The organism is Rhodococcus sp. NPDC127527 (assembly GCF_042672245.1).
In the GTDB taxonomy this organism is placed as follows: Bacteria; Actinomycetota; Actinomycetes; order Mycobacteriales; family Mycobacteriaceae; genus Rhodococcus_G.
Genome location: NZ_JBHXVP010000005.1, coordinates 114,295 through 136,572, shown reverse-complemented (window position 1 = coordinate 136,572; position 22,278 = coordinate 114,295). Strand labels below are relative to the sequence as shown.

24 protein-coding genes are annotated in these 22,278 nt (G+C 70.0%); 7 read left to right on the top strand and 17 right to left on the bottom strand.

From position 1 onward, the window contains the following. Positions 1–165: 165 nt before the first annotated feature. The 3 genes from ACFVH2_RS11030 to ACFVH2_RS11020 all read right to left on the bottom strand — a co-directional run bounded on the left by ACFVH2_RS11030 (position 166) and on the right by ACFVH2_RS11020 (position 3,420). Entirely contained in the window at positions 166–1,533 is a 1,368-nt protein-coding gene (locus ACFVH2_RS11030; protein ID WP_378425528.1) for a DUF4185 domain-containing protein, read from the bottom strand. 185 nt (positions 1,534–1,718) lie between these two features. Beyond that, the gene (locus ACFVH2_RS11025) at positions 1,719–3,005 is read right to left on the bottom strand and encodes a M18 family aminopeptidase (protein WP_378425530.1); all 1,287 of its coding nucleotides are present in this window, start codon (positions 3,003–3,005) and stop codon (positions 1,719–1,721) included. Between the two features lie 61 nt (positions 3,006–3,066). Then, positions 3,067–3,420, bottom strand: a complete 354-nt coding sequence (locus ACFVH2_RS11020) for a VOC family protein (RefSeq protein WP_378425532.1) — start codon at positions 3,418–3,420, stop codon at positions 3,067–3,069. Between the two features lie 90 nt (positions 3,421–3,510). Between ACFVH2_RS11020 and ACFVH2_RS11015 the strand changes: the two genes are divergently transcribed. Both ACFVH2_RS11015 and ACFVH2_RS11010 read left to right on the top strand, forming a co-directional pair. Further along, positions 3,511–4,470, top strand: a complete 960-nt coding sequence (locus ACFVH2_RS11015) for a Dyp-type peroxidase (protein WP_378425534.1) — start codon at positions 3,511–3,513, stop codon at positions 4,468–4,470. Between the two features lie 35 nt (positions 4,471–4,505). After that, positions 4,506–5,225: a DUF1361 domain-containing protein gene (locus ACFVH2_RS11010; protein WP_378425536.1), complete on the top strand. Its 720-nt coding sequence runs from the start codon at positions 4,506–4,508 to the stop codon at positions 5,223–5,225. A 3-nt stretch (positions 5,226–5,228) separates the two neighbouring features. On the opposite strand, the gene ACFVH2_RS11005 is transcribed toward ACFVH2_RS11010, so the two are convergent. From ACFVH2_RS11005 to purS, 5 genes are all read right to left on the bottom strand, one after another. Continuing rightward, on the bottom strand, positions 5,229–5,711 hold the full coding sequence (locus tag ACFVH2_RS11005) for a carboxymuconolactone decarboxylase family protein (protein ID WP_378425538.1): 483 nt from the start codon (positions 5,709–5,711) through the stop codon (positions 5,229–5,231). Between the two features lie 18 nt (positions 5,712–5,729). Further along, on the bottom strand, positions 5,730–6,827 hold the full coding sequence (locus tag ACFVH2_RS11000; protein ID WP_378425540.1) for a dihydrodipicolinate reductase: 1,098 nt from the start codon (positions 6,825–6,827) through the stop codon (positions 5,730–5,732). A gap of 51 nt (positions 6,828–6,878) precedes the next feature. Beyond that, positions 6,879–7,961 carry a dihydrodipicolinate reductase gene (locus ACFVH2_RS10995; RefSeq protein WP_378425541.1) on the bottom strand — a complete coding sequence of 361 codons (1,083 nt, stop codon included), beginning with the start codon at positions 7,959–7,961 and terminating at the stop codon, positions 6,879–6,881. Positions 7,962–8,031: 70 nt separating this feature from the next. Then, positions 8,032–8,709, bottom strand: a complete 678-nt coding sequence (purQ, locus tag ACFVH2_RS10990) for a phosphoribosylformylglycinamidine synthase subunit PurQ (protein WP_378425543.1) — start codon at positions 8,707–8,709, stop codon at positions 8,032–8,034. Further along, complete coding sequence (gene purS, locus ACFVH2_RS10985; RefSeq protein WP_142096470.1) at positions 8,706–8,945, bottom strand: phosphoribosylformylglycinamidine synthase subunit PurS; 240 nt, start codon at positions 8,943–8,945, stop codon at positions 8,706–8,708. The genes purQ and purS overlap by 4 nt, the downstream gene beginning before the upstream one ends. A gap of 210 nt (positions 8,946–9,155) precedes the next feature. Between purS and ACFVH2_RS10980 the strand changes: the two genes are divergently transcribed. Then, entirely contained in the window at positions 9,156–9,803 is a 648-nt protein-coding gene (locus tag ACFVH2_RS10980) for an MBL fold metallo-hydrolase (protein WP_378425546.1), read from the top strand. 12 nt (positions 9,804–9,815) lie between these two features. Here ACFVH2_RS10980 and ACFVH2_RS10975 read toward each other — a convergent pair whose 3' ends face one another. From ACFVH2_RS10975 to ACFVH2_RS10965, 3 genes are all read right to left on the bottom strand, one after another. Then, on the bottom strand, positions 9,816–10,517 hold the full coding sequence (locus ACFVH2_RS10975; protein WP_378425548.1) for a DUF2334 domain-containing protein: 702 nt from the start codon (positions 10,515–10,517) through the stop codon (positions 9,816–9,818). Positions 10,518–10,605: 88 nt separating this feature from the next. After that, entirely contained in the window at positions 10,606–11,034 is a 429-nt protein-coding gene (locus ACFVH2_RS10970; protein WP_378425718.1) for a cupin domain-containing protein, read from the bottom strand. 68 nt (positions 11,035–11,102) lie between these two features. After that, the gene (locus ACFVH2_RS10965; protein WP_378475702.1) at positions 11,103–11,471 is read right to left on the bottom strand and encodes a DUF4267 domain-containing protein; all 369 of its coding nucleotides are present in this window, start codon (positions 11,469–11,471) and stop codon (positions 11,103–11,105) included. An 80-nt stretch (positions 11,472–11,551) separates the two neighbouring features. Here ACFVH2_RS10965 and ACFVH2_RS10960 point away from each other — a divergent pair, with 80 nt between their 5' ends. Then, positions 11,552–12,118 (top strand): TetR/AcrR family transcriptional regulator, encoded by a 567-nt coding sequence (locus ACFVH2_RS10960; protein WP_378425551.1) that lies wholly within the window; start codon positions 11,552–11,554, stop codon positions 12,116–12,118. A gap of 54 nt (positions 12,119–12,172) precedes the next feature. On the opposite strand, the gene ACFVH2_RS10955 is transcribed toward ACFVH2_RS10960, so the two are convergent. Both ACFVH2_RS10955 and ACFVH2_RS10950 read right to left on the bottom strand, forming a co-directional pair. Further along, the gene (locus ACFVH2_RS10955; protein WP_378425553.1) at positions 12,173–12,667 is read right to left on the bottom strand and encodes a glutathione peroxidase; all 495 of its coding nucleotides are present in this window, start codon (positions 12,665–12,667) and stop codon (positions 12,173–12,175) included. Further along, positions 12,664–14,082: a cation:dicarboxylate symporter family transporter gene (locus ACFVH2_RS10950; protein ID WP_378425555.1), complete on the bottom strand. Its 1,419-nt coding sequence runs from the start codon at positions 14,080–14,082 to the stop codon at positions 12,664–12,666. The genes ACFVH2_RS10955 and ACFVH2_RS10950 overlap by 4 nt, the downstream gene beginning before the upstream one ends. Before the next feature lie 124 nt (positions 14,083–14,206). Here ACFVH2_RS10950 and ACFVH2_RS10945 point away from each other — a divergent pair, with 124 nt between their 5' ends. Both ACFVH2_RS10945 and ACFVH2_RS10940 read left to right on the top strand, forming a co-directional pair. Next, positions 14,207–15,775, top strand: a complete 1,569-nt coding sequence (locus ACFVH2_RS10945) for an ATP-binding protein (protein WP_378425557.1) — start codon at positions 14,207–14,209, stop codon at positions 15,773–15,775. Then, on the top strand, positions 15,772–16,461 hold the full coding sequence (locus ACFVH2_RS10940) for a response regulator (protein ID WP_378425558.1): 690 nt from the start codon (positions 15,772–15,774) through the stop codon (positions 16,459–16,461). Before ACFVH2_RS10945 ends, ACFVH2_RS10940 begins: the two co-directional genes overlap by 4 nt. Here ACFVH2_RS10940 and ACFVH2_RS10935 read toward each other — a convergent pair. Genes ACFVH2_RS10935 through ACFVH2_RS10925 form a run of 3 tightly spaced genes read right to left on the bottom strand, consistent with a single transcriptional unit; the run spans position 16,446 to position 19,322 of the window. Next, a complete protein-coding gene (locus ACFVH2_RS10935) occupies positions 16,446–17,429 on the bottom strand; it encodes an NAD-dependent epimerase/dehydratase family protein (RefSeq protein WP_378425560.1) in 984 nt (327 codons plus the stop codon). The genes ACFVH2_RS10940 and ACFVH2_RS10935 overlap by 16 nt on opposite strands. After that, positions 17,426–18,493, bottom strand: coding sequence for a dihydrodipicolinate reductase (locus ACFVH2_RS10930; protein ID WP_378425562.1), 1,068 nt, complete (start codon positions 18,491–18,493; stop codon positions 17,426–17,428). Before ACFVH2_RS10930 ends, ACFVH2_RS10935 begins: the two co-directional genes overlap by 4 nt. Positions 18,494–18,539: 46 nt before the next feature. Further along, positions 18,540–19,322, bottom strand: a complete 783-nt coding sequence (locus ACFVH2_RS10925; protein WP_378425564.1) for an SDR family oxidoreductase — start codon at positions 19,320–19,322, stop codon at positions 18,540–18,542. A gap of 90 nt (positions 19,323–19,412) precedes the next feature. Here ACFVH2_RS10925 and ACFVH2_RS10920 point away from each other — a divergent pair, with 90 nt between their 5' ends. After that, on the top strand, positions 19,413–20,033 hold the full coding sequence (locus tag ACFVH2_RS10920; RefSeq protein ID WP_378425566.1) for a TetR/AcrR family transcriptional regulator: 621 nt from the start codon (positions 19,413–19,415) through the stop codon (positions 20,031–20,033). 78 nt (positions 20,034–20,111) lie between these two features. On the opposite strand, the gene ACFVH2_RS10915 is transcribed toward ACFVH2_RS10920, so the two are convergent. Then, positions 20,112–22,268: a S9 family peptidase gene (locus ACFVH2_RS10915; RefSeq protein ID WP_378425567.1), complete on the bottom strand. Its 2,157-nt coding sequence runs from the start codon at positions 22,266–22,268 to the stop codon at positions 20,112–20,114. Positions 22,269–22,278 lie beyond the last annotated feature (10 nt).

The window sequence follows — 22,278 nt, the reverse complement described above, 5'->3', positions numbered from 1 at the left end:
CCTTCCCTGGGGAGTCTGATCGGCAGACCGGCGGGGCGCTGCCAGGGCAAAGTCTAGCCGGGCGGACCGACGTGCGGCCGCACGGGCAGGTCGTGGCAGGCGAGGTCGCACAGACAGAGCACCCGGTTCGGCCCGACGCCGACCGAACCGGGTGCCGTGTCAGCGCTATCCGTCGATGATTTCGCCGCCCTCGGGGACGTCGACGCCGAGCAGCTTCGCCTCGCCGGTCGCGGCGGGGTCCGGGCGGTCGACCTGATCCGTCGCCGCCATCTTCAGCCCGCTCATGTCGGTGCGCATGTAGATGACGTTGTAGCGGTCCCACGTCGTGAGGGCGTACTCGAGGTACTGCCCGCTCGTCCACGGGTGCATCAACCCGCCGTAGAGCCCCGGCAGCAGCACGGCGCTCACCACGATCTGCTTGCCCGACCACGGTCCCTCGAGGCTGTCTGCCTGCCGGATCACCAGCCCGGACACGTCCGTCGACATCGCCACGTACTTGCCGAGGTAGTCGTTCCACTGCACGGACAGCTCGCTGATCGGCGCCTTGATCACCGGCACCGCGCGCGCGATCTCCGGAACCCAGGCCGAGCCGTCCCAGTAGCGGTACGCGTTCAGGTCCAGGATCTGGGCGGCCGGCACCCGGGCCAGGCGCGCGCCGCCGCTGCGGCCGGACTGGGTGCCGAACTCGTAGACGAACCCGTCCTTGCCGTGGACGAACGCACTCTGCTGGAAGTCGCTGTTGCCGGGTGCCACCGCGGGCACGTTGGGGATGCCGGGGATGCCGGCGTTGGGGATGTTGACACGCACCGTCGCCGGATCCAGGGCCCAGTTCTCGCCGTTGTCGTGCGAGACCGCGATGGCCGAGTAGTTGACGGTCCACTCGCCTGGGGTGTCCCAGCTCCGGACGGACATGAAGCGCACGTACTGCACCCCGCCCACCGCGATGCCCGCGGTCGGGATGGTCGTGAACTCACCGGGAATCGCGAAGCCCGGGATGATCTCCTTCGAGTGGTTCGGGCCGTCCAGCGGCGAACTGTCGATCCGCATCCCATCGTCGAGCTTGGTGTCGGAACTGCGGAACAGCACGTTGCTGCGCCAGTCGTCGTCGTCCACGCCGCACTCGCCGACGGTGTCACCGAACGCCATGAGGACACCGTGTTCGGCACCGGGACGCCCGTTGTCCCACATGATGCCGAGATCGGTGCCCGAGACGCTGAACCGCTCGATGGTCTTGTTCGGGCTGCCCGGTCCGGTGACCATCTCGATCGCCTTGGTGTTGCCCGAGAGCCGCGGCAGGGCGCCGTCGGGTGCGCCGGTGATCCACGGCAGCGCCTTCCCGATCGAGCCGGTGGCGCTGCCGGAGCTGCCCGAGCCGGAACCGGAACCGTCCTGCCCACAGGGTCCGCCTGCCGCGGAGGCGGGCGAGGTCATCGTCGCGGAGACCGCGACTGCCACCACCGTTGCAGAGAGAACCGCGGACCACGATCGCTTCGTCGAGAGCACAGTCGGGCTTCCTTTCCCCGGGGCCAACATCGAGCCGAGGACGACCCGGCCCCCGCCGGGTATCCCCCCGGGCCACAGCCAACCACGCGGAACCAGTTACTGCCGTGACTGATGGGGCAATTGTTATCAATGTCCGGATCGTCCTGGCGCCATGATGCTGCCACTCCGCGACGTGGAACAATCCGCCGTTCGGTCGACAACCAGCGGCGAGAGCGCTACTCGGCGGGCGTGAGGAACGCCGCGAGTGCGTCGGCGTAGGCCGGGACGTCCGAGGCCCCCATCAGTTCCCGCGCCGAGTGCATCGCCAACTGTGCGGCGCCGACGTCGACGGTGGACAACCCCGTCCGCGACGCGGTGATCGGACCGATGGTGGACCCGCACGGCAGGTCGGCGCGGTGCACGTAGCGCTGCAGTGGCACCCCCGCCCGATCGCAGGCGAGCGCGAAGGCGCCGGCACCGACGGCGTCGGTGGCGTAGCGCAGGTTCTGGTTCACCTTGAGCACCGGTCCGCCTCCCAGTTCGATCCGGTGCGACGGCTCGTGCCGGTCCGGGTAGTTGGGGTGAGTCGCGTGCGCCATGTCCCCGGACGCGCACACCGATCCGGCCATGGCCCGCAGAAAGTCCTCGCGACCGCCGCCGCGCGCCAACACGATTCGCTCGAGCACCGAGTTGAGCAGGTCGGAGAAGGCTCCCCGGTCGGACATCGACCCGACCTCCTCGTGGTCGAACAGGGCCAGGACCGGGATCGCCTCGCCGGGTTCCTCGACCGCGGCGAGCAACGCGCGCGAGCCCGCGTAGCAGGTGCCCTGGTTGTCGAGCCGGGGCGCGCTGACCAGTTCGTCGTGCAGACCGACCACCGCGCTCGGCGCGAGGTCGTGTGTCATCAACTCCCAGCCGAGCACCGCGCCCGGGTCGACGTCCACCTCCTCGGCGAGGAAGCCGAGGAAGCTGCGCGGCGAGTTGCCCAGGCCCCAGATCGCGTTGACGTGCCGCTGCGGGTCGAGCTGGACCGCCTTGCGATCGTCGGACAGGTGAATGGCCAGCTGCGGCACCCGGAGGATGGGGCGGTCGACCCGGATCAGCTTCTGCTGCAATCCGTTTCCGTCGCGCACACTCAGCCGACCGGAGACGCCGAGGTCGCGGTCGAGCCACGAGTTCAGCCAGGCGCCGCCGTACGGTTCGAGGCCCACGAGCTGCCAGCCGGCGGACTCGAGATCCGGGTGCTGCTTGACCCGCAGGTTCGGACTGTCGGTGTGCCCGCCGACGATCCGGAACGGCGCCGCCTCGTGCCCCGACCCCTCCGTGCTCCACGCGACCAGGGAGCCGCCGCGCACCAGGAAGTAGCGTCCGGGCGCAGACGGCCAGCCCTGGGTCTCGCGCAACCGCACGAACCCCTCGGTCGTCAGTTCGGTCGCGACCGTCTCGCACACGTGGAACGGCGACGGTGACGCGTCGACGAAGGAGCAGAGCCCGGTTGCGGTGGCGTCGGTCAGCGAAGGCATGCACCGATCCTATGACCGTCACCCGGGACGGAGGGTAGAGCCGGTCAGCTCGACCCTCCGCTCAGTGCGGTCCGTGCGACACGCAGAACCGGTTGCCGTCCGGGTCGGTCAACGTCACCCAGCGGAACCCGTCCATGTCGTGCCGCTCGTACTCGCTCGCGCCGGCGGCGACCAGACGCGCGACCTCGGCGTCGAGGTCCGGTGCCGACAGGTCCAGATGCACGCGGTTCTTGCCCGGCGTGGGATCCGGCACCTTCTGGAAGGCGAGTTTGTACGGCGCGCCCGGCACGCCGACCATGTAGAACCAGCCGTCGTTGTCCGTCTCGATCCGGCCCCCGGTCTGCTCCGCCCACCAGGTGGCGAGCGTTCCGGGGTCGGCGCTGTCGAAGGTGATCATGCCCAGGGTCAGTGTCATGACCGCACGCTACCGCCGGACCCCGACACGTTCCGGGCCAGACGCCGCGGCCTCGCTCGGGTGTCGGAGCCGTCCGCTAGCGTTCTCAGCATGACCGAATCCGCCCGACCAGCAACGACTCCCGAGCCACAGACGGTCGCGAGCCCGCTCTCGCCCGCCGCGATCTTCCTCGTCGCGACCGTCGACGCCGGGGGCGAGGCGATCACCCGCTCGCTGCTCGCGGACGCCGCGGGCCTGCGTCGGTCGGTCGGGCTACGGGTGCCCGGCGCGGGCCTGGAACTGATCGTCAGCATCGGCTCGGTGGCCTGGGACCGCCTGTTCGCCGGGCCGCGCCCGGCGCAGTTGCACCCGTTCCCGCCGCTACGCGGCGCGAAGCACCAGGCCCCGTCCACTCCGGGCGACCTGCTCTTCCACATTCGCGCGATGAGCACCGACGCGTGTTTCGAACTGGCACACCAGATCACCAAGCGCCTCGCGGGGGCGGCCACGGTCGTCGACGAGGTGCACGGCTTCCAGTACTTCGAGAACCGAGATCTGATCGGATTCGTGGACGGCACCGAGAACCCTTCCGGCACAAAGGCCGTCGCCGCCGTGACGGTGGGCGCGGAGGATCCCGCCTTCGCCGGCGGCTCGTACGTGCACGTGCAGCGCTACGTCCACGACATGACGGCGTGGGAGGCGCTGCCGGTCCCCGAGCAGGAACGGGTCGTCGGGCGCACCAAGCTCGAGGACATCGAGATGAGCGACGACGTCAAGCCCGCCAACTCGCACGTCGCCCTCAACGCGATCAAGGACGAGGAGGGCAGGTCGCTCGAGATCCTGCGAGCGAACATGCCGTACGGCAGGGTCGGCGACGGGGAGATGGGCACCTACTTCATCGGCTACTGCCGCACACCGGACATCACCGAACGCATGCTCGAGAACATGTTCGTCGGAAGCCCGCGCGGCAATTACGACCGCCTGCTGGACTTCTCGGTTCCGGTCACCGGATCGGCGTTCTTCACGCCGAGCGCCGACTTCTTCGAGGACCTGCCCGCCCCGCCGCGGTGACCGCGGCCCGATCGCCCACGCGATAGGTTCGGGCCATGTCGCTCGGACCGCTGGTCATGTTCGCCGTCGGGCTCAACGCCTATGCCCTGCTGCTGATCTACCTGCGTTCGTGGGCCTACCGGGTGCCGGTGTACCGGCCGATGGTGAAGAACTTCGGGCTGTCGGTGCTGCCGCTCGTGCTCTTCCTCGCGGTCACCGCGGTGCTGGTGGTGACCGTCGGCCTCACCTCGCGCACGCTCGGAATCGTGGTCGGCGTGGTCGGATTCGCGGTGTGGCTGCTCGCGCTGCCCAACTCCGGCTACCTGATCACCGAGCTCAACCAGAACCACCGGCGCGAGGACGAGGACGTCCCGCTCTGGTACGACATCATCGCCGTGCTCACCTTCGCGATGTCCGGGGTGGTGAACACCGTGCTCGGGGTGCTGGCCGCCCAGATCACCTTCACCCTGGCGCTGTTCGGCGACTCGAACGCCGCGCTGCGCAGCGCGCCGGTGCGGGCTGTCCCCGTCGTGATAATCGCGCTGGTGTCGGTGGGCATCTACCTGGGCCGGTACCTGCGACTGAACAGTTGGGACGTGCGCTCCCCGCGCCGGATGTGGACCAAGGTCCGCGAGCACTTCGACTCCCGCGCGGCGGTCGCGAATTTCCTGCTGTTCTGCCTCACCCACACCGTGTTCCTGGCCCTGATCTACGGGCTGATCGCCGGGCCGTTGCTCGCCGCGGTCGCCGACAGCCCCGACCTGGTGGACGCCTAGCGCTCAGTCCGCGGTCGGGAGCGCGCAGACGCTGTCGAGTCCGAGCACGTGATTGAGCCGGCCGAATGCCAGCCACGCCCCGATGCTCATCGACAGTTCGACCACCTCGGCCTGGGTGTACTGCGCGAACATCCGGGTCCAGAACTCGTCGTCGAGACCGTGGTGGTCGAGTGCGTAGCGCTCCGCGTACTCGGCGGCGAGGCGGGTGCGGTCGTCGAAAACCTCTGTGGTGCGCCAGTTCTCGACCGCGTCGTCGAATCCGTCCTCGACCTTCTGCCCGTCCCGTTCCGTGCGCCAGTCCTGACAGATGATGCAGCCGTTGATCTGCGCGATCCTCAGCCGGGCGGCCTCGAAGGCGCGCAGGTCGATGGTCGAGTGTTCGTACACCGACAGCGAGAACCGGGAGGCCGGGACCCCGATGCCGGGGACCATCTCGCCCCACACGTACCCGATCGGATCCTTGTCCCCGGGAATGTCGATGAGCATGACGTGGTCCTTTCGTTCCTACGGGTGTGCTGGGGCGGTGACCGCGGATCGTCCCAACTTGCCCACGGCGGGGCGCAGCGGGACGTCGAGCGCGTCGTACAGTCCGGGTTCCGCGTCGACGAGCCAGTCGACGGCACTGACGAGGCGGCCGACGGCGGTGGCGTTGCCGCCCGCGGATCGGCTGCCACCCTCGTCGGTGCATTCCACGGTGACCTCGATACGCGGACGTCCCTCGATGATCACCCGGTGGGCCCCGTCGCCGTCCGGGGGCATCGGCCAGTCCGTCGCACATGTCGGGTGGATGCGGGTGACGTGTTCGATGACGATGCGCGGCTCACCGTCGACGATGCCCTGCACCTCGAACCGCACCGCGCCCTGGGTGCCCGCCTCGAACGCGCCCATCGTCGCGGTGGTGACGGTGCTGTCGAGCGCCCGCCGGTCCAGGGTCTCGCGGATCTCGTCGAGCTCGACACCGAGCGCCCGCGCCATCATCCGCACCTGGCCGCCCCACACCATGGTCGGGATCGACGGTGCGATCATCGGCGGCAGGTAGTCCATCGGCTGGCCCATGCCGACCAGGTACCGGACCGAGTCCGGCTGGTCGTAGGTGGAGTAGTCGAAGATCTCCTGGCAGCGGATCACGTCGACGGTGCTGCCGAGCCCGCTGAGCAGCAGCGGCAGCACGTCGTTGCCCCAGCCGGGGTCGACGCCGGAGGCGAACAGCGAGCCGCCGCCCTCGGCGATCGCGGCGAGCACCGGCTCCCGCAGTTCCGCCGGCGCGTTGCGATGGTCGTAGAGGGGGTACAGGGCAGGGCTGACGACGACGACGCCGGCGCGTACGGCCCGGCAGATGTCGGCGAGGGCGTCGTCGGGCCGGATGTCGCCGGAGGCCGCGTACACCACCGCGCCGGGGCCGGCCGCGAGCACGGCCTCGATGTCGTCGGTCGCCGCGACGCCCAGGTCTCGGCCGAGTCCGGCCAGCTCGCCCGCGTCGCGACCGACCTTCTCGGGGTTGTGCACCAGCACGTTCACGAGCTCGAGCTCGGGGTGCGCGTCGACGGCACGAATGGCCGCACGCCCGACGTTGCCGGTGCCCCAGACGACCACGGAAATCATGGGACGGACGGTACCGAATTGAAATACGTTCTCGTGGGGAATTCGGACGACTCAGGCGGTGACGGGGCGCGCCTCGCGCGCTCCGGGCCGGAGCGGGACGTCGAGCGCGTCGTACAGTCCCGGATCCCTGTCCACCAGCCAGGCGATGGCGCCGACGAGCCTGCCGACCGCCGTCTGTACACGACCCGCCGCCGGTTCTCCGCTGCCGACCGCCGGGCGGACCGTCGTCTCGACCCGGTGGTCGCCCTCGACGACGATCCGGTACGTGCTCGCGACGTCCTCGGGCAGGGTCGGCCAGTCCGGTGCGCAGGTCGGGTCGATCCGATTGACGTGCTCGATCACGATGCGCGGCTGCCCGCCGACGATGCCCTGCACCTCGAACCGCAAGGCGCCCTGCCCGCCTGCCTCGAACTTGCCCATGGTGTCGGTCTCGACGGTGACCTCCAGCGCGCGCCGCGAGACGGTCTCGCGGATCTCGTCGAGTTCCACGCCGAGCGCGCGCGCCAGCATCCGCACCTGACCACCCCACACCGTGGTCGGCATCCGCGGCGCCAGGAGCGGCGGCAGGTAGTCGAGGGGCTCGCCCATGCCGACGAGGCGGCGCACCGACCCGGGCTCCGAGTAGCCGGAGTAGTCGACGATCTCCTGGCAGCGGATCACGTCGACAGTGCTGCCGAGACCGCCGAGCAGCAGCGGCAACACCCCGCTCGCCCAGTCGGGGTCGGCGGAGGTGACGAACAACGAGCCGCCGCCCTCCTCGATCGCAGCGCGGATCGGCGCGCGCACCTCGTGCCGGTCGTCGCGGCTGTCGTAGAGCGGATGGATCGGCTCGGTCACGACGACCGCGCCGGCGCGCAACGCCGCGCAGACCTCGTCCAGGGCGCCGGCCGAGCGGGTGTTGCCGGACGGGGCGAACACCACCGCGCGGGGCCTGGTGTCGAGCACCGCGGCGACGTCGTCGGTGGCGGGGACGCCGAGAGTCCGGTCCAGGCCACCGAGTTCGCCCGCGTCGCGGCCGACCTGCTCCGGCTCGCGCACGAGCACGGCGGTCAGCTCCAGGCCGGGGTGCGCGTCGACCGCGCGGATGGCTGCGCGCCCGATGTTCCCCGTGCCCCACACGATCGTCGAGATCATGGGCGGACGGTAGCAAAAGGGCGGACCGGAAAACCCGGTCCGCCCTCGCGGCGAATCAACGCGTGTTCCCTCAGGCGGTGAGGACGGCGTCGAGCGCGGAGTAGAACATGCCGAGGCCGTCGTCGCTCGGTCCGGTCAGCGACTCGGTCGCGTGCTCGGGGTGCGGCATCAGGCCGACGACGCGACCGTTCGCGGACGCGATGCCCGCGATGGACCGCTGCGAGCCGTTGGGGTTGTCGCCCGCGTAGCGGAAGACCACGCGCCCCTCCCCCTCGAGCTCGTCGAGCACCCGCTCGGAGGCCTGGTAGCGCCCCTCGCCGGACTTGAGCGGGATCAGGATCTCGGCGCCGGCCTCGTAGCGGGCGGTCCACGCGGTGGACGTGGACTCCACCGTGAGCCACTGGTCGCGGCAGATGAAGTGCAGGCCCTCGTTGCGGGTCAGCGCGCCGGGCAGCAGCCCGGCCTCGCAGAGCACCTGGAAGCCGTTGCAGATGCCGAGCACCGGCATGCCGCCCTTGGCCGCCTCGACGACCTTGCCCATCACGGGGGCGAACCGGGCGATCGCGCCGCAGCGCAGGTAATCGCCGTAGGAGAAGCCGCCGGGGACGATGACCCCGTCCACGCCCTTGAGGTCGGCGTCGCCGTGCCAGAGGCTGACGGCCTCGCCGCCCGCCAAGGTCACCGCGCGTGCGGCGTCGACGTCGTCGAGGGTGCCGGGGAAGGTGATGACTCCGATGCGCGCGCTCATGCGTCGACGCGCCTCACGGTCCAGTCCTCGATCACGGTGTTCGCGAGCAGGCCTTCGGCGATCTTCTCCAGCTCGGCGTCCTCGACGCTGCCGTCGATCTCGAGCTCGAATCGCTTCCCCTGGCGGACGTCGGACACGCCGGCGAAGCCCAGCCGGGACAAGGCCCCGACGATGGCCTGCCCCTGCGGATCGAGAATCTCGGCCTTGGGCATGACTTCGACTACGACACGGGCCACGTGCTGCTCCTCGCTTGGTGCTCCGGTATCGCCCGGGAGAATCACGCCGGGCAACTGGCAGTTTACCGGTCCGCCTGTCCGCCTCCCCCACCGACTGACTCCCCCGACCGAGTGAACGGAAGCGTTCACTCGAACAGATCGAGTGAACGCTCCGTTCACTCGATGCGCGAGGACCGTCCCGTCGCGCTGAACCGGCGCATACTCGACTGCATGCGACTGACCCATTTCGGCCACTCCTGCCTGCTCGCCGAGATCAACGGCTCGACGGTTCTGTTCGACCCCGGCAACTTCTCACACGGCTTCGAGGGCATCACCGGACTGGACGCCATTCTGATCACCCACCAGCATCCCGACCACGCCGACACCGCCCGGCTGCCCGCCCTGGTGGAGGCAAATCCCGGCGCCGCGCTGTACGCCGACCCGCAGACCGCCGCACTGTTCGGCGACGGCTGGACGGCGGTGCACGCGGGCGACGAGTTCGACGTCGGGGCACTGCACGTGACCGGGACCGGCGGCGCGCACGCCGTGATCCACCCCGACCTTCCGGTGATCGACAACACCGCCTACCTGCTCGGCACGGCGGACCAGCCGGCCCAGCTGATGCATCCCGGCGACTCCCTGTTCGTGCCCGAGCAGCAGGTCGGGGTGCTGGCCCTGCCGTCGGCGGCCCCGTGGCTGAAGATCTCGGAGGCGATCGACTACCTGCGGGCCGTCGCGCCGCGGGTCGCGGTACCGATCCACCAGGCGATCCTCGCCGACCAGGCGACCGGCATCTTCTACGGCCGTTACGCCGACATGGCAGCCGAGGGCACCGAGTTCCGGGTGCTGCCCGAGGAGGACTCGCTCGAGGTCCGCTGACGCGCCCGTGCGTCAGGCGACGGCGTGTCCGACGCGCCGGTCCCAGCGGTAGACGGCGGGTCGAGCGTCGTGGTGCAGCGCCAGGTCGACGGCGTCGAGGAGGGCCTGTCGCGGTCCCGGCTGCGCTAGCTGCTTGGCGGTGACGGCCAGCCGGACCAGGCCGCCACGGCGGGCGGTGCGGCCCGCGCCGAGCACCAGCGCCCGGCACCGCCACGGCTCGGCCCGGTGGCCGTCGCCGATCCCGAGCACGCGGGCCCGGGTGACGGTGCCGCGTTCGAGGTCGTGGATGCCGGTCGCACCGGCGAGCAGCCGGAAGCCGGTGCGCGGCAGCGCGGACACCGCGCCGGGCGAGGCCTGCCACCGCGGCGCGGCGAACAGCCGGGTCCGCAGTCCCGTCTCCTCCATCACCCGGTCGGCGGCGAGCAGTCGCAGCGTGGCCTCGTGCGCGGGCAGCGCGGCGAACTCGGCGCGGCGCTTCTTGGTCGCGGCCTGGTCGTAGCCGTGCAGCACCACGGCGTCACCACCGGCCAGCCGCGACCGCAGCCATTCCTGCGTCGGCTCGTCGCGGACCAGGCGGTACTTGTCCTTGAGTCTCGGCGCGACCAGCAGCGACAGCGGCACGCGGCGACCGTCCAGTTCGGCCGCGAACTCCGCGACCCGCTCCCTGGTCTCGTCCCTGATCCCCGACACCGACACGATCAGCTGTCCTGCCATGTGTCCAGGCTCGCATCCCAAGGTGTACGGCCGCTGACATCCGGATGAGCGCTCGGCGAGGACCGCCCCGCGACCCCGGGGCGGTCGTCTACCCCTGGCCGCGAACCCCGTTGCGGTCCCGCCACCACTGCGGCGCATCGACGAAGTGGTTGTCGTATTTGTCCTGGGCGGGCGCGAGCTCCTCCACCGATGCCTCCCCGGCCTGGATCCTCGCGAGCAGCCGGAAGTACTCGAACCGTTGCACCCCAGGGGTCAGGACGATCAGTACCCGGGCCGCGGAGTCCGGCGTCGCACCGAACGCATGGGGCATGAGCTTGGGCACCACGAGGGATCCGCCCGCCGTCACGGTCACGATCTCGTCGCCGGCCATGACGCGCAGTTCGCCGTCGAGGACGTGGAACAGCTCCGAGGATCTGGTGTGGAAGTGCGGGGCGGCGCCGTCCGCCCCGACCCCGAGCTGGACCTCGAGCGAGCTGAGTGCGCCCGCCGTGTCCGAGGCGTCGTACAGCAGATGCATCGACGCCCGGTCGTTCCCCACGACCTCGGCCTGGCCCGCCCGTGCCGAGACCGCCCGCTCCGTGCCGCTCATGCGGCGAGCAACGCGGCGGCGGCGATCATCGCGACCGCGGTGGCCCCGTGGATTCCGTACGCGGCCTTGCGGTCGCCGCCGTTGGACATCACGACCCACATGTCGCCGAGGGGGATGACGGCGAGCAGCAGCATCAGGAGGGCGAGCTGGTCGCGTGCGACGAAGCTGAAGACGATCACCAGCAGGCCCGAGCCGATGTCGCGGACGCCCTTGACCTGCCACCAGCCGCGCGCCTCTGGCGCCGGGCTGGCCGGCAGGCCGAAGCCGGCCGCGTTCTTCTCGTTCTTTCCGAGGTAGGCCACACCGATCGCGATGATCCCGAGCGCACCGATCCAGCTGATGACGAGTCCGATCCAGTTCAGCATTGCCATACCTTTCGTTTGTAGAATTTCTACCAACGTTAACTTAGTGATGGATGGAAGTCTATCGGTGATAGAGTTTCGGCATGGGTGTTCGGGAACGCAAGGAAAGGGAGCGACAGGACCGCGAGCGCAAGATCGTCGAATGCGCCCGGAGCATCGCCGAGAACGAGGGGTGGCCCGCCGTGACCACGCGGCGCCTGGCCGATGAGATCGAGTACAGCCCTCCGGTGCTCTACGGGCATTTCCCGGAGGGCAGAGACGGCATCGTCAGCGCGGTCGCGCTGACGGGATTCCGGGATTTCACCCTGACCATGGGCCGGGCGCTCGAGGGCGTCGACGATGTGGGACGGCTGACGGCTTTCATCCGCGCCTACTTGGAATTCGCCTCGGACAATCCCGCGACGTACGAGGCCATGTTCTCGATGCGGCTCGGGGTTCGATTCGCCCACGAATCGACCCCACCGGAACTGCGTACGGGATTCGAGGTGCTGTCTTCGGCGCTCGGAGGCGAGACGACCGGCGAGGCCGGGACCAGGGCGGAGGTCTTCTGGAGTGCGCTGCACGGAATGTGCGTGCTCACGCGCGGGGAGCGCCTCGACCCGGACAACGAGGCAGCGCGCATCGCCGAGCTCGCCGCACTGTTCGGATGAGCACGAAAGGCGGCCACGCACCAGGTGCGTGGCCGCCTTTGTTCGGTTGCGTTGCTACTTCGGCAGCACGGCCTCGATGGCGGCGAGGACCTCGGGGGCGTCCGGAACCGTGGTCGGGCGGAACCGGTTGGCGACGGTGCCGTCGGCGGCGATGAGGAACTTCTCGAAGTTCCACTGCACGTCGCCGGCGGTGCCCTCGACGTCGGCGGTCTGGGTGAGCTCCGCGTAGATCGGGTGCCGGCCGTCGCCGTTGACGTCGACCTTCTCCGTCAACGGGAAGGTGATGCCGTAGGTGGTCGAGCAGAACGTCTGGATCTCCTCGGCGGTGCCCGGCTCCTGGCCCATGAACTGGTTGCACGGCACACCGATCACGGTCAGGCCGCGGTCCGCGTAGTCCTTCGCCAGCTGCTCGAGTGCCGCGTACTGCGGGGTGAGCCCGCACTTGGAGGCCACGTTGACCAGCAGGATCGCGTTGCCGCCCGCCAGGGCGTCCAGCGTGGTGGGCTCGCCACCGAGGGTGTCGATCTCGATCTTCACGGGGTTCGTCATGAGGCCAACGGTACTGCGACGCGCTGCTCCGCCCGGGCGTCCGGCCCATCTGCCGGGACGGCGTGATCGTCCTCGGGCAGGTGATCGTCGACCATCGTCGACTCGTCGAACGGCAGCTTCCCGTCGAGCACCGACCGCACCCTCGACGCGTCCACCGTGCGCGTCCAGGTCCCGATCAGCAGGGTGGCCACCGCATTGCCGGAGAAGTTGGTGACCGCGCGGGCCTCGGACATGAACCGGTCGATGCCGACGATCAGCCCGACGCCGTCGAGCAGCTCCGGCCGGTGGCTCTGCAGGCCACCCGCGAGGGTGGCCAGGCCGGCGCCGCTCACGCCCGCCGCGCCCTTCGACGCGATCATCATGAACGCCAGCAGGGACAGCTGCTCGGAGATCGAGAGTGGCTGGCCCATGGCGTCGGCGATGAAGATCGAGGCCATCGTCAGGTAGATCGCGGTGCCGTCGAGATTGAAGGAGTACCCGGTGGGCACCACGATGCCGACGGTGGCGCGCTGCACCCCGACGTGCTCCATCTTGGCGATGAGCCGCGGCAGGGCCGACTCCGAGGAGGAGGTCGCGAATATCAACAGGTACTCCCGCGCCAGGTAGCGGACCAGCTTGAAGATCGAGAACCCGGACACCACGCGCAGGATCAGGCCGAGCACGACGAACACGAAGATCGCGCAGGTGACGTAGAAGCCGAGCATCAGGGTGCCGAGCGCGGTCACGGCCCCGAGGCCGGTCTGGCCGACCACGTTCGCGATCGCCCCGAAGGCGCCGATGGGCGCGAGCCACAGGATCATCGCCAGTATCCGGAACACCAGCTTCTGCACGTGTCCGACCCCACGAAGGATCGGCTCGCCCTGCTTGCCCATCGCCTGCAGCCCGAACCCGACCAGCAGAGCCACGAACAGCGTCTGCAGGACGCTGCCGACCGTGAGCGAGGACAGCAGCGAGGTCGGGACGATCCCGGCGATGAAGTCCATCGCGCCGCCCGCGCCGTGCGCCTTCTCTGCGAGATCCGCACCCGCCGCGGACGTCGCCTCGCTCAGGTGCAGCCCGCTGCCCGGGTCGAGCAGGTTGCCGACGACCAGCCCGATGCCGAGGGCGACCGTGGACATGCCGACGAAGTAGGCCAGTGCCAGACCACCGACCTTGCCGACGCTCGCGGCGGCCTTCACCGACCCGATGCCCAACACGATCGTGCAGAAGATGACCGGGCTGATCATCATCTTGATCAGGCTGATGAACAGGGTGCCCAGCACCCCGAGTGCCTTGCCCGCCTCGGGCGCGAGCCAGCCCACGAGCACGCCGGCGACGACCGCGGCGATCACCCCCAGGTAGAGCCAGTGGGTACGGTCGCGCTTGCGCGCCGCCGGCTGCGCGGGGGTAGCGTCCCGCTCGGTGTCGTTGGTCATCTCTGGTCCTCTTGACTGCCGCTCTCGGAAGTGACCCGCATCACTTCACCTCGGGAAGAATGGTTTAACGCAATCCGGCGACAGTCACGTTTGCGTGCATTTCGTTCACGAGAGGACTTCACGGGTGAACAGGTCTCCACGGCGGCCGAGTCTCGCGCGCCAGGTGCTGGCGCTGCAGCTTCTGGTGCTGGCCGCGGTCGTACTGGCCGGCAGCGTCTTGACGGTTCTCGACGAGCGGCGCGACGCCGACGCGGCCACCGAGCGCGAGGTCGTCGCGGTCGCCGAGACCTTCGCCGGGGCCGACTCGACCGCGGCGGCACTCGTGTCCCCCGACCCCAGTGCGGCGTTGCAGCCGCAGACCGAGCGGATCCGGCAGGCCACCGGCACCGACTTCATCGTCGTGATGGCGCCGGACCGGACCAGGTACACGCACACCAATCCCGCACTGATCGGGCAGCCGTTCAGCGGCAGCATCGACCGCGCGCTCGCCGGCGAGACCTTCACCGAGACGTACACCGGCTCGCTCGGCCCGTCGATCCGGGCGGTGGCTCCCGTGTACGCCGACGGAAGGGTCGTGGGGCTGGTGGCGGCCGGGGTGACCAGGGAGCGGATCAGCGACCAGTTCCTGCGGGGGCTGCCCGCGGTCCTCGCGGTGAGCGCGGGCGCCCTCGCGCTCGCCAGCGCGGGCGCGCTGTTGCTGAGCCGACGGTTGCGCCGGCAGACCCTCGGACTCGGCCCGGACGAGTTGCGCACCCTCTACGAGCATCACGACGCGGTGCTGCACTCGATCGGCGAGGGTCTGCTGGTGTTCCGGTCTGGCTCGGACACCGCCGAGGTGGTCAACGACGAGGCCCGACGGCTGCTGACGCTGCCGGACGGACCCGTCACCCGTGCCCGATTGCCGGAGTCGCTGCGGGCGCTCGGGCCGCGACCGGTCAAGGACGAGGTCCACCTCGCCGGCGATCGGGTCCTGCTGGTCAACCAGGACCCGGTGCTCTTCGAGGGCCGCGAGATCGCCGTGGTGACCACCCTGCGCGATCACACCGAACTGCGGAACGTCACCGGAGAGCTGGACTCGATGCGGCAGTTCACCGATTCGCTCCGGGCCCAGTCACACGAGTCGGCGAACCGACTGCACACCGTGATCACCCTGGTCGAACTCGGCCACACCGAGGAGGCCGTCTCCTTCGCCACCGCCGAACTCGCCTTCTCGCAGCACCTGGTGGACCGGCTGACCACCTCCCTCCAGGAACCGGCGTTGGCCGCCCTGCTGCTCGGCAAGGTCAATCAGGCCGCCGAACGGGGTATCGACCTCACGGTCACCGACGACAGCGCCCTGGCCACCGCGGACCCGCTCACGGCACGCGAACTCGTCACGCTCGTCGGCAATCTCGTCGACAACGCCATCGACGCGGCCGGCACCGACGCCGGCGACGAGCGGCCGTGGGTGGAGGTCACCGTGCGTTCCGGCGACGGCGGGCTCGACGTCCGGGTCGCGGACAGCGGACCGGGGATGTCGCCGGAGGCACTGGAGCGGGCCACCGCGCGGGGCTACTCGACGAAGTCGGACCACCAGGGCCTCGGCCTGGCACTCGTGATGCAGGTGGTCACTCGGCACCACGGCAGTATCGACACCGAGATGTCCTACGGTTCGGTGGTTCTCGTCCACATCCCCGCAGGAGGCGCCGCGTGATCCGGGTGCTGGTCGTCGAGGACGAACCGCTCATCGCCGAGGCACACCGCGCCTACGTCGGTCGAGTGCCCGGTTTCACCGTGCACTCCGTGGTGCACACCGGCGCCGCCGCGATGCGAGCCGTCGGCGCCGCGAGCGCCACCGACGAGCCGATCGACCTGATCCTGCTCGACCTCGGACTACCGGACGGCAGCGGCCTCGACGTGGCGGCCGCGCTCGGCAGGCTGCGGCCCACGCCCGACATCATCGCGATCACCTCGGCCCGCGACCTGTCGATGGTGCGCGCGGCCGTGGCGCAGGGGGTGGCGCTGTACCTGCTCAAGCCGTTCACCTTCGCCGCATTCCGGGACAAGCTCGAGCGATACCTCGAGTTCCGGCGTGCGCTGCCCAGCGGCGAGAAGGCCGTCAGCCAGCGGGACGTGGACCGAGCGATGGCCGTCCTGCGGAGTTTCGACGAGCGGGCGTCCACACCGAAAGGTGTTGCACCGCAGACGCTGGAGCAGATCTCGTCGGCCGTACGCGAGTCGGACACGGGGCTGAGCGCCTCCCAGGCGGCGGCCGCGGCCGGGGTGTCCCGGGTGACCGCGTGGCGCTACCTCGAGCGGTTGGCGGAGGACGGGTTGGTGGACCGACACTCCGAGTACGGTCGCGCCGGCAGGCCGCAGGTGCGCTACGTCTGGCGTTGACGCGCCGCGGTGCCGCCGGCGACCCCGGTCGCGCCCGCGTACGGGCTCAACCGCAGCATGGCCCGCCGGGCGAGCGGCCGGGCCAGCGGTGTGAGGTAGCGGCGCCACCCCAGGGTCGCCGCGATGTCGGCGACGATGTCGTCGACGCCGCGCGACTGGTAGGCCAGCAGCCGTTGGCTCTCCGCGGTGTCCAGCCAGTCGGTCGCGTACGGCTTGCCACTGAACGCGTTGTCCGGCAACATGTCCAGGCTCATCGCGCCCAGCATCCGGGTCAGGTACTCGCGATAGGTGAGCTGACAGGCAGGTCCCCCGCCGAGGAACAGGACCCGGCCCCACACCTGGGGCGTGTCCAGCGCGTTCGCGACCGCGACCGCCGCGTCGGCGGGATGCAGGACCTCGATCCGGTTGTCCAGCCCGATCTCGAACATGATCGGCTCCGCCGGACGGATCCCGATGATCGGGACGTCCGCGAGGCGCGGAATGAACCAGTCGAGGCCCGACGCCCGGACCATCTCCTCGCCCGCAATCTTGTGCGCGGTGTAGGCGTCGGTCGGTACGGTCGGATCGTCGACCCGACGCGGCGGATCGCGGTGCAGGGTGTGGCCGTGCACGTCGAACGTGGACGCGAACACCAACTTCGGCGGCCGGGCCTGCGCGGTGCATGCCCGGACCACCGCGCGGGTGCCGTCCACGTTGACCTGGCGGGCGTACTCCGGGTCGTCCTCGCTCGCGGGCGGGATCACCGCCGCCAGGTGCAGCACCGCTTCGACCCCGGCCACCGCGGAGGTCACCGTCGCCGGGTCCCGGATGTCGCCCCACACCACGTCGACGCCGTCGACGCCGCGGGCCCGTCGCCTGTCCTCCGGGGTGCCAAGGGACAGGCACCGGACCTGGTGGCCGCGTCGCTGCAGCTCGGCCAGCACGTGCGAGCCGATGTTCCCGAACCCGCCGGTCAGCAGCAGCCTCATGACCGGATGGTGCCCCGGCCGGGAATCAGCGGCAGGTCGAGCGCGGACAGCAGACCGGGCTTGGCGTCGCCGAGGTACGGGATGGCGTTGATCGCGCGCATCCCGGTCGCCAGGCAGCCGCCGGTGATCGGGTTGTCGTCCAGCTCACCGCGGAACACGGTCTCCTGAGTGATGTTCGGGCTGCCCTTGATGATCACGCGGTACACGTCGTTGTCCACCGAGGTGGCCCGGGGCCAGTGCGTGGCCGCGTCGTTGGTGATCCGGTTGACGTGCTCGATGACGATCTTCGCCTCGTCGCCCACCCAGCCGCGGATCTCGAATCGCACCGCGGCACACTGGCCGGGCTCGATGACGCCGAACTTGTACTCGATCGGCTCGGTGGCCGCCCACTTCTCGTAGACGGTGTCGATCCGGTCCAGTTTCACCCCCACCGCATCGGCGATCATCGGGATGGTGTGGCCCCACGCGAAGATCAGCACCTCCGGGATCTCGAGCACCGCCGCCTGCTCGATCGGAGCGCCGATACCCATCGTCGGGCCGTAGTCACCCTCGTAGGTGGCGTAGTCCAGCAGCTCCTGCACCCGCACGCTGTCCACCCGCCCGCAGACGCCCATCAGGGTCATCGGGAACAGGTCGTTGGCGAATCCCGGATCGATTCCCGTTGTGAAACAAGACTTTCCGCTCTCCTGACAGGCCTGCTCGAGCGCGACCTTCATCTCCGGCGGGCACGGCTCGGGGTACACCAGCGGTGTCATGGAGGTGGACACGACGTGCTTGCCGGACCGCAGCGCCGCCGTCATGTTGTCGATGTTCTGGACCGCGTACTCGGCGGTCGGGCCGAAGTAGGCGACCGCGTCCGCGTCGACCGTGAGAGCCGTCGCCCAGTCCGTCGTCGCGGCGAGGCCGACCGGGTCCACCCCGATCAGGGCGCCGACGTCGACGCCGTCCTTGGCCGGGTCGTGCACGATGACGCCGACCAGCTCGAAGGCGGGATGGTCGATCAGCTCACGGATGACGAGCTTGCCGACGACGCCGGTGCCCCAGACGATGACCTTGTGCTTCATGCGTACTGCCTCTCGAAGTTCGATGTGCGTCAACAGGTTCCGACTATCAGCGGAAGTACTCGCCCGCGTTCACGAAGAGCGTCTGGCCCGTCAGCATCCGGGCTCGGTCGGAGGCGAAGAAGACCACCGAGTTGGCCACGTCGTCATCGGCGGGCATCTCGCCGAGCGGCATGTTCGCGGTGATCTCGCCGATCACCGTCTCCTCGGGGACGTCTCGCTGCTTGGCGGACAGCGCGACGTACAGCTCGATCGGCGGTCCCCACATCCACGTGGGCACGACGGTGTTCACCCTGATCTTGTACGGGCCGAGTTCCTTTGCCAGCGACCACATCGCCGCGTGCAGGGCGCCCTTCGAGGTCGCGTAGGCGGACTGCGGGAGCTGGGGGTGGAACATCGCCTGCGAACCGATCAGCACCACGGACCCGCCCCGCTTCTTCAGCTCGGGCAGCGCGGCCTGGGTGAGCGTGAGGGTGCCGATCACGTTGGCGTCGAGCATCGCCTTCCACGCTTCGAGGTCGGCCCCCTCGAGTCCGCCGAAGACGTCCTCCTTCGCCGCCACGTTCACCAGCGCGTCGACGCCACCGAAGCGGTCCGCTGCCGTACGGACGAGCCCTGCGCACGCCTCCTTGTCGAGGATGTCGGTCACCGCGTACGCCACCCGCTCCCCGGTGGGGTCGACCTCGTCTGCCACCGACTTCAGGTTCGACTCGGTCCGGGCACCGAGCACGACATTCGCGCCGTCCCGGAACGCGGCCAGCGCGATCTCCCGGCCGAGGCCGTTGCCGACCCCCGAGACGACGACCGTCTTGCCCTCCAGCAGCTCCGCCATTGTCGGCCTTTCTCCACAGGTGTGACGCGTGTCATTACGTAACTTCGCGTTACGATTTTTGCAAAGTAGCACCGCGTTAGGCTGCAGACAATGACTTCTGGCGAAGAGACGACGGATACCGCGATCGAGCGCAGGCGCGGCCGGCCGCGGAACCCGGCGATCGACGGGGCCGCACTCGCCGCCGCGCGCGAGTTGCTGGCCGAGGTGGGCTGGGACCAAACCACGATGGTCGCGATCGCCGAGCGGGCCGGCGTCGGGAAGCCGGCCCTGTACCGACGGTGGCCCTCGAAGACGCATCTGGTCTTCGAGGCGATCTTCGGATGGGTGGACGACGCCACCCCGGTCGCCGACGCGGCTGACCCGGCGGAGTGGATCCGGCGGTCGTGCGCCTACTCGCTCGAACTGTTCGGCCGGCCCGAGGTCAAGGCCGCGCTGCCGGGCCTGCTGGCCGCGTTCCGGGATCGCGAGGACCTGCTGACCACGCTGTGGACGGACTTCGGTGGCCCGGGCATCGGCATGCTCGCCGACACCCTGGCACGCGACGGCGCCGAGGGCGGCGCGGCGCTGGACGCGCAGGCCACCATGCTCTTCATCGTCGGCGGCGCCATGATGCTGCGACTGCTGATCGCGGACGAGGACGCGGCCGGCCTCGCCGACCGGATGCCCGGCATCCTCACGGTCGGCGTGGCGGGCCCGCCGCCGGCGGACTAGAAATGCGGCTTCGCCGCAGTGGTGCGCTTACGGAGTCCAGGGGCTCCGTTTCCACTCCACTGCGGCGAAGCCGCATGCTCACACGCCGACGGTGTCGAGCACCCAGGCGTACTCGAACGCGACCTCTTTCCACTTCTCGTACCGGCCGCTGACGCCGCCGTGCCCGGCGCTCATCTCGGTCTTGAGCAGCAGCGGCGCGTCGCCCGTCTTCGTGGCGCGCAACGCCGCGACCCACTTGGCCGGCTCGACGTAGAGCACCCGGGTGTCGTTGATGCTGGTGATCGCGAGGATCGCCGGGTAGTCCTGGGCCGTGACGTTCTCGTACGGGCTGTAGGACCTCATGTACTCGTAGACGTCCTTGTCCGCCAACGGGTTTCCCCACTCGTCCCACTCGATGACGGTCAGCGGGAGGGACGGGTCGAGGATCGAGGTCAGCGGGTCCACGAACGGCACGTTGGCGAGGATGCCCGCGAACAGCTCCGGCGCCATGTTGGCCACCGCACCCATCAGCAGGCCGCCGGCGCTGCCGCCGTCGGCGACGATCTGCGCGGGCGTGGTGCGGCCCGTGGCCACGAGATGCCGTGCGCAGGCGACGAAGTCGGTGAAGGTGTTCTTCTTCGTCAGCATCTTCCCGTTGTCGTACCAGTGCCTGCCCATCTCACCGCCGCCGCGCACGTGCGCGACCACGAACACCATGCCGCGGTCGAGCAGCGAGAGCCGTGCCACCGAGAAGCCCGGGTCCATGCTGGACTCGTAGGAGCCGTAGCCGTACAGCAGCAACGGCGCCGGGCCCGCCGGGGCATCCCCCGCCGCCGCGTCCGTCCGGCGCCGGACGATCGAGATGGGGATCTGGGTACCGTCCGCCGCGGTCGCCCAGTCCCGGTGCTGTTCGTAGTCCGCGGGATCGTAGCCGCCGAGCACCGGCTGCGCCTTGCGCAGCAGCAGCGCACCGGTGGCCACGTCGTAGTCGTAGACGCGGCTCGGGGTGATGAACGAGGTGAACCCGAGCCGGAGCAGCGGTCCCGACCACTCGGGGTTGCTGCCGACACCCACCGAGTACAGCTCCTCGCCGAACTCGAGTTCGTGCAGGTCGCCGTAGCCCTCGGCGCGCAGCGGCCACACCGCCACCCGGGTCAGCGCCTCGCGGCGATAGCTCAGCACCAGGTGCCCCGCGAACGCCTCGACCTCCTCCAGTCGCACGTCCTCGCGGTGCGCGAGCAGGGTGCGCTGATCGGTCGGGTCGGCGACCGGGGCATCGACCAGCGTGAAGTTGTCCGCCTTGACGCCGTCGACGTCGCCGTTGTGCAGGATCAGGAACCGGTCCTCGCCCGCGACGACCGCGTGCTCGACGCTGTACTCGACGCCGTCCACCCGCGGCAGCACCACGCGGAACTCGCCCTCGGGGTCGTCGGACTCGAGGCAGAGGATCTCGGAGGTGACCTTCGACCCGATCCAGATCATCAGGTACTTCTCGCTGCGGGTGGATCCGAAGCCCACCCAGAACCGCTCGTCCGGCTCGTGGAACACCTTCACGTCGTCGGCCTGCGCGGTACCGAGCCGGTGCCGCCACACCGTGTCGGGGCGCCAGGCCTCGTCCACGGTCATGTAGAAGACGTGCTGGTTGTCCACCGACCAGGTCGCGCCGGGGGCGGTGCCGGGGATCACGTCGGGCAACTCGTCGCCGGTGACCAGGTCCTTGAACCGCAGGGTGTACCGCTCGTCGCCCGCGGTGTCGACGGAGTAGGCGAGCAGGGTGCCGTCGAGGGTGACGGAGAACGCGCCGAGCGAGAAGAAGTCGTGCCCCTGCGCGAGCTCGTTGGCGTCGAGCAGCACCTGCTCGCCCGCGATCTCGGTGTCGGCGGACAGCTCGGGCGGGGTCCAGTCGTCCGGGCCCGCGATCGGGCAGCGGCACTGCACGCCGTACTGCTTGCCCTCGTAGCTGCGCGAGTAGTACCACCACTGTCCCATCCGGGACGGCACCGACAGGTCGGTCTCCTGCGTGCGCGACTTGATCTCCTGGAAGATCGACTCCCGCAGCGGGGCGAGGTGCGCGGTCCGCGCCTCGGTGTACGCGTTCTCCGCCTCCAGGTAGGCGACGACCTCCGGGTCGTCCTTGACCCGCAACCACTCGTAGTTGTCGACGAAGGTGTCGCCGTGGTGGGTGCGCTCGTGCGGGACCTTCTTCGCGACCGGCGCGACCGCCGTGGCGGGGACCGGGGTGACAGGCGAACTCATGCCGCCACCC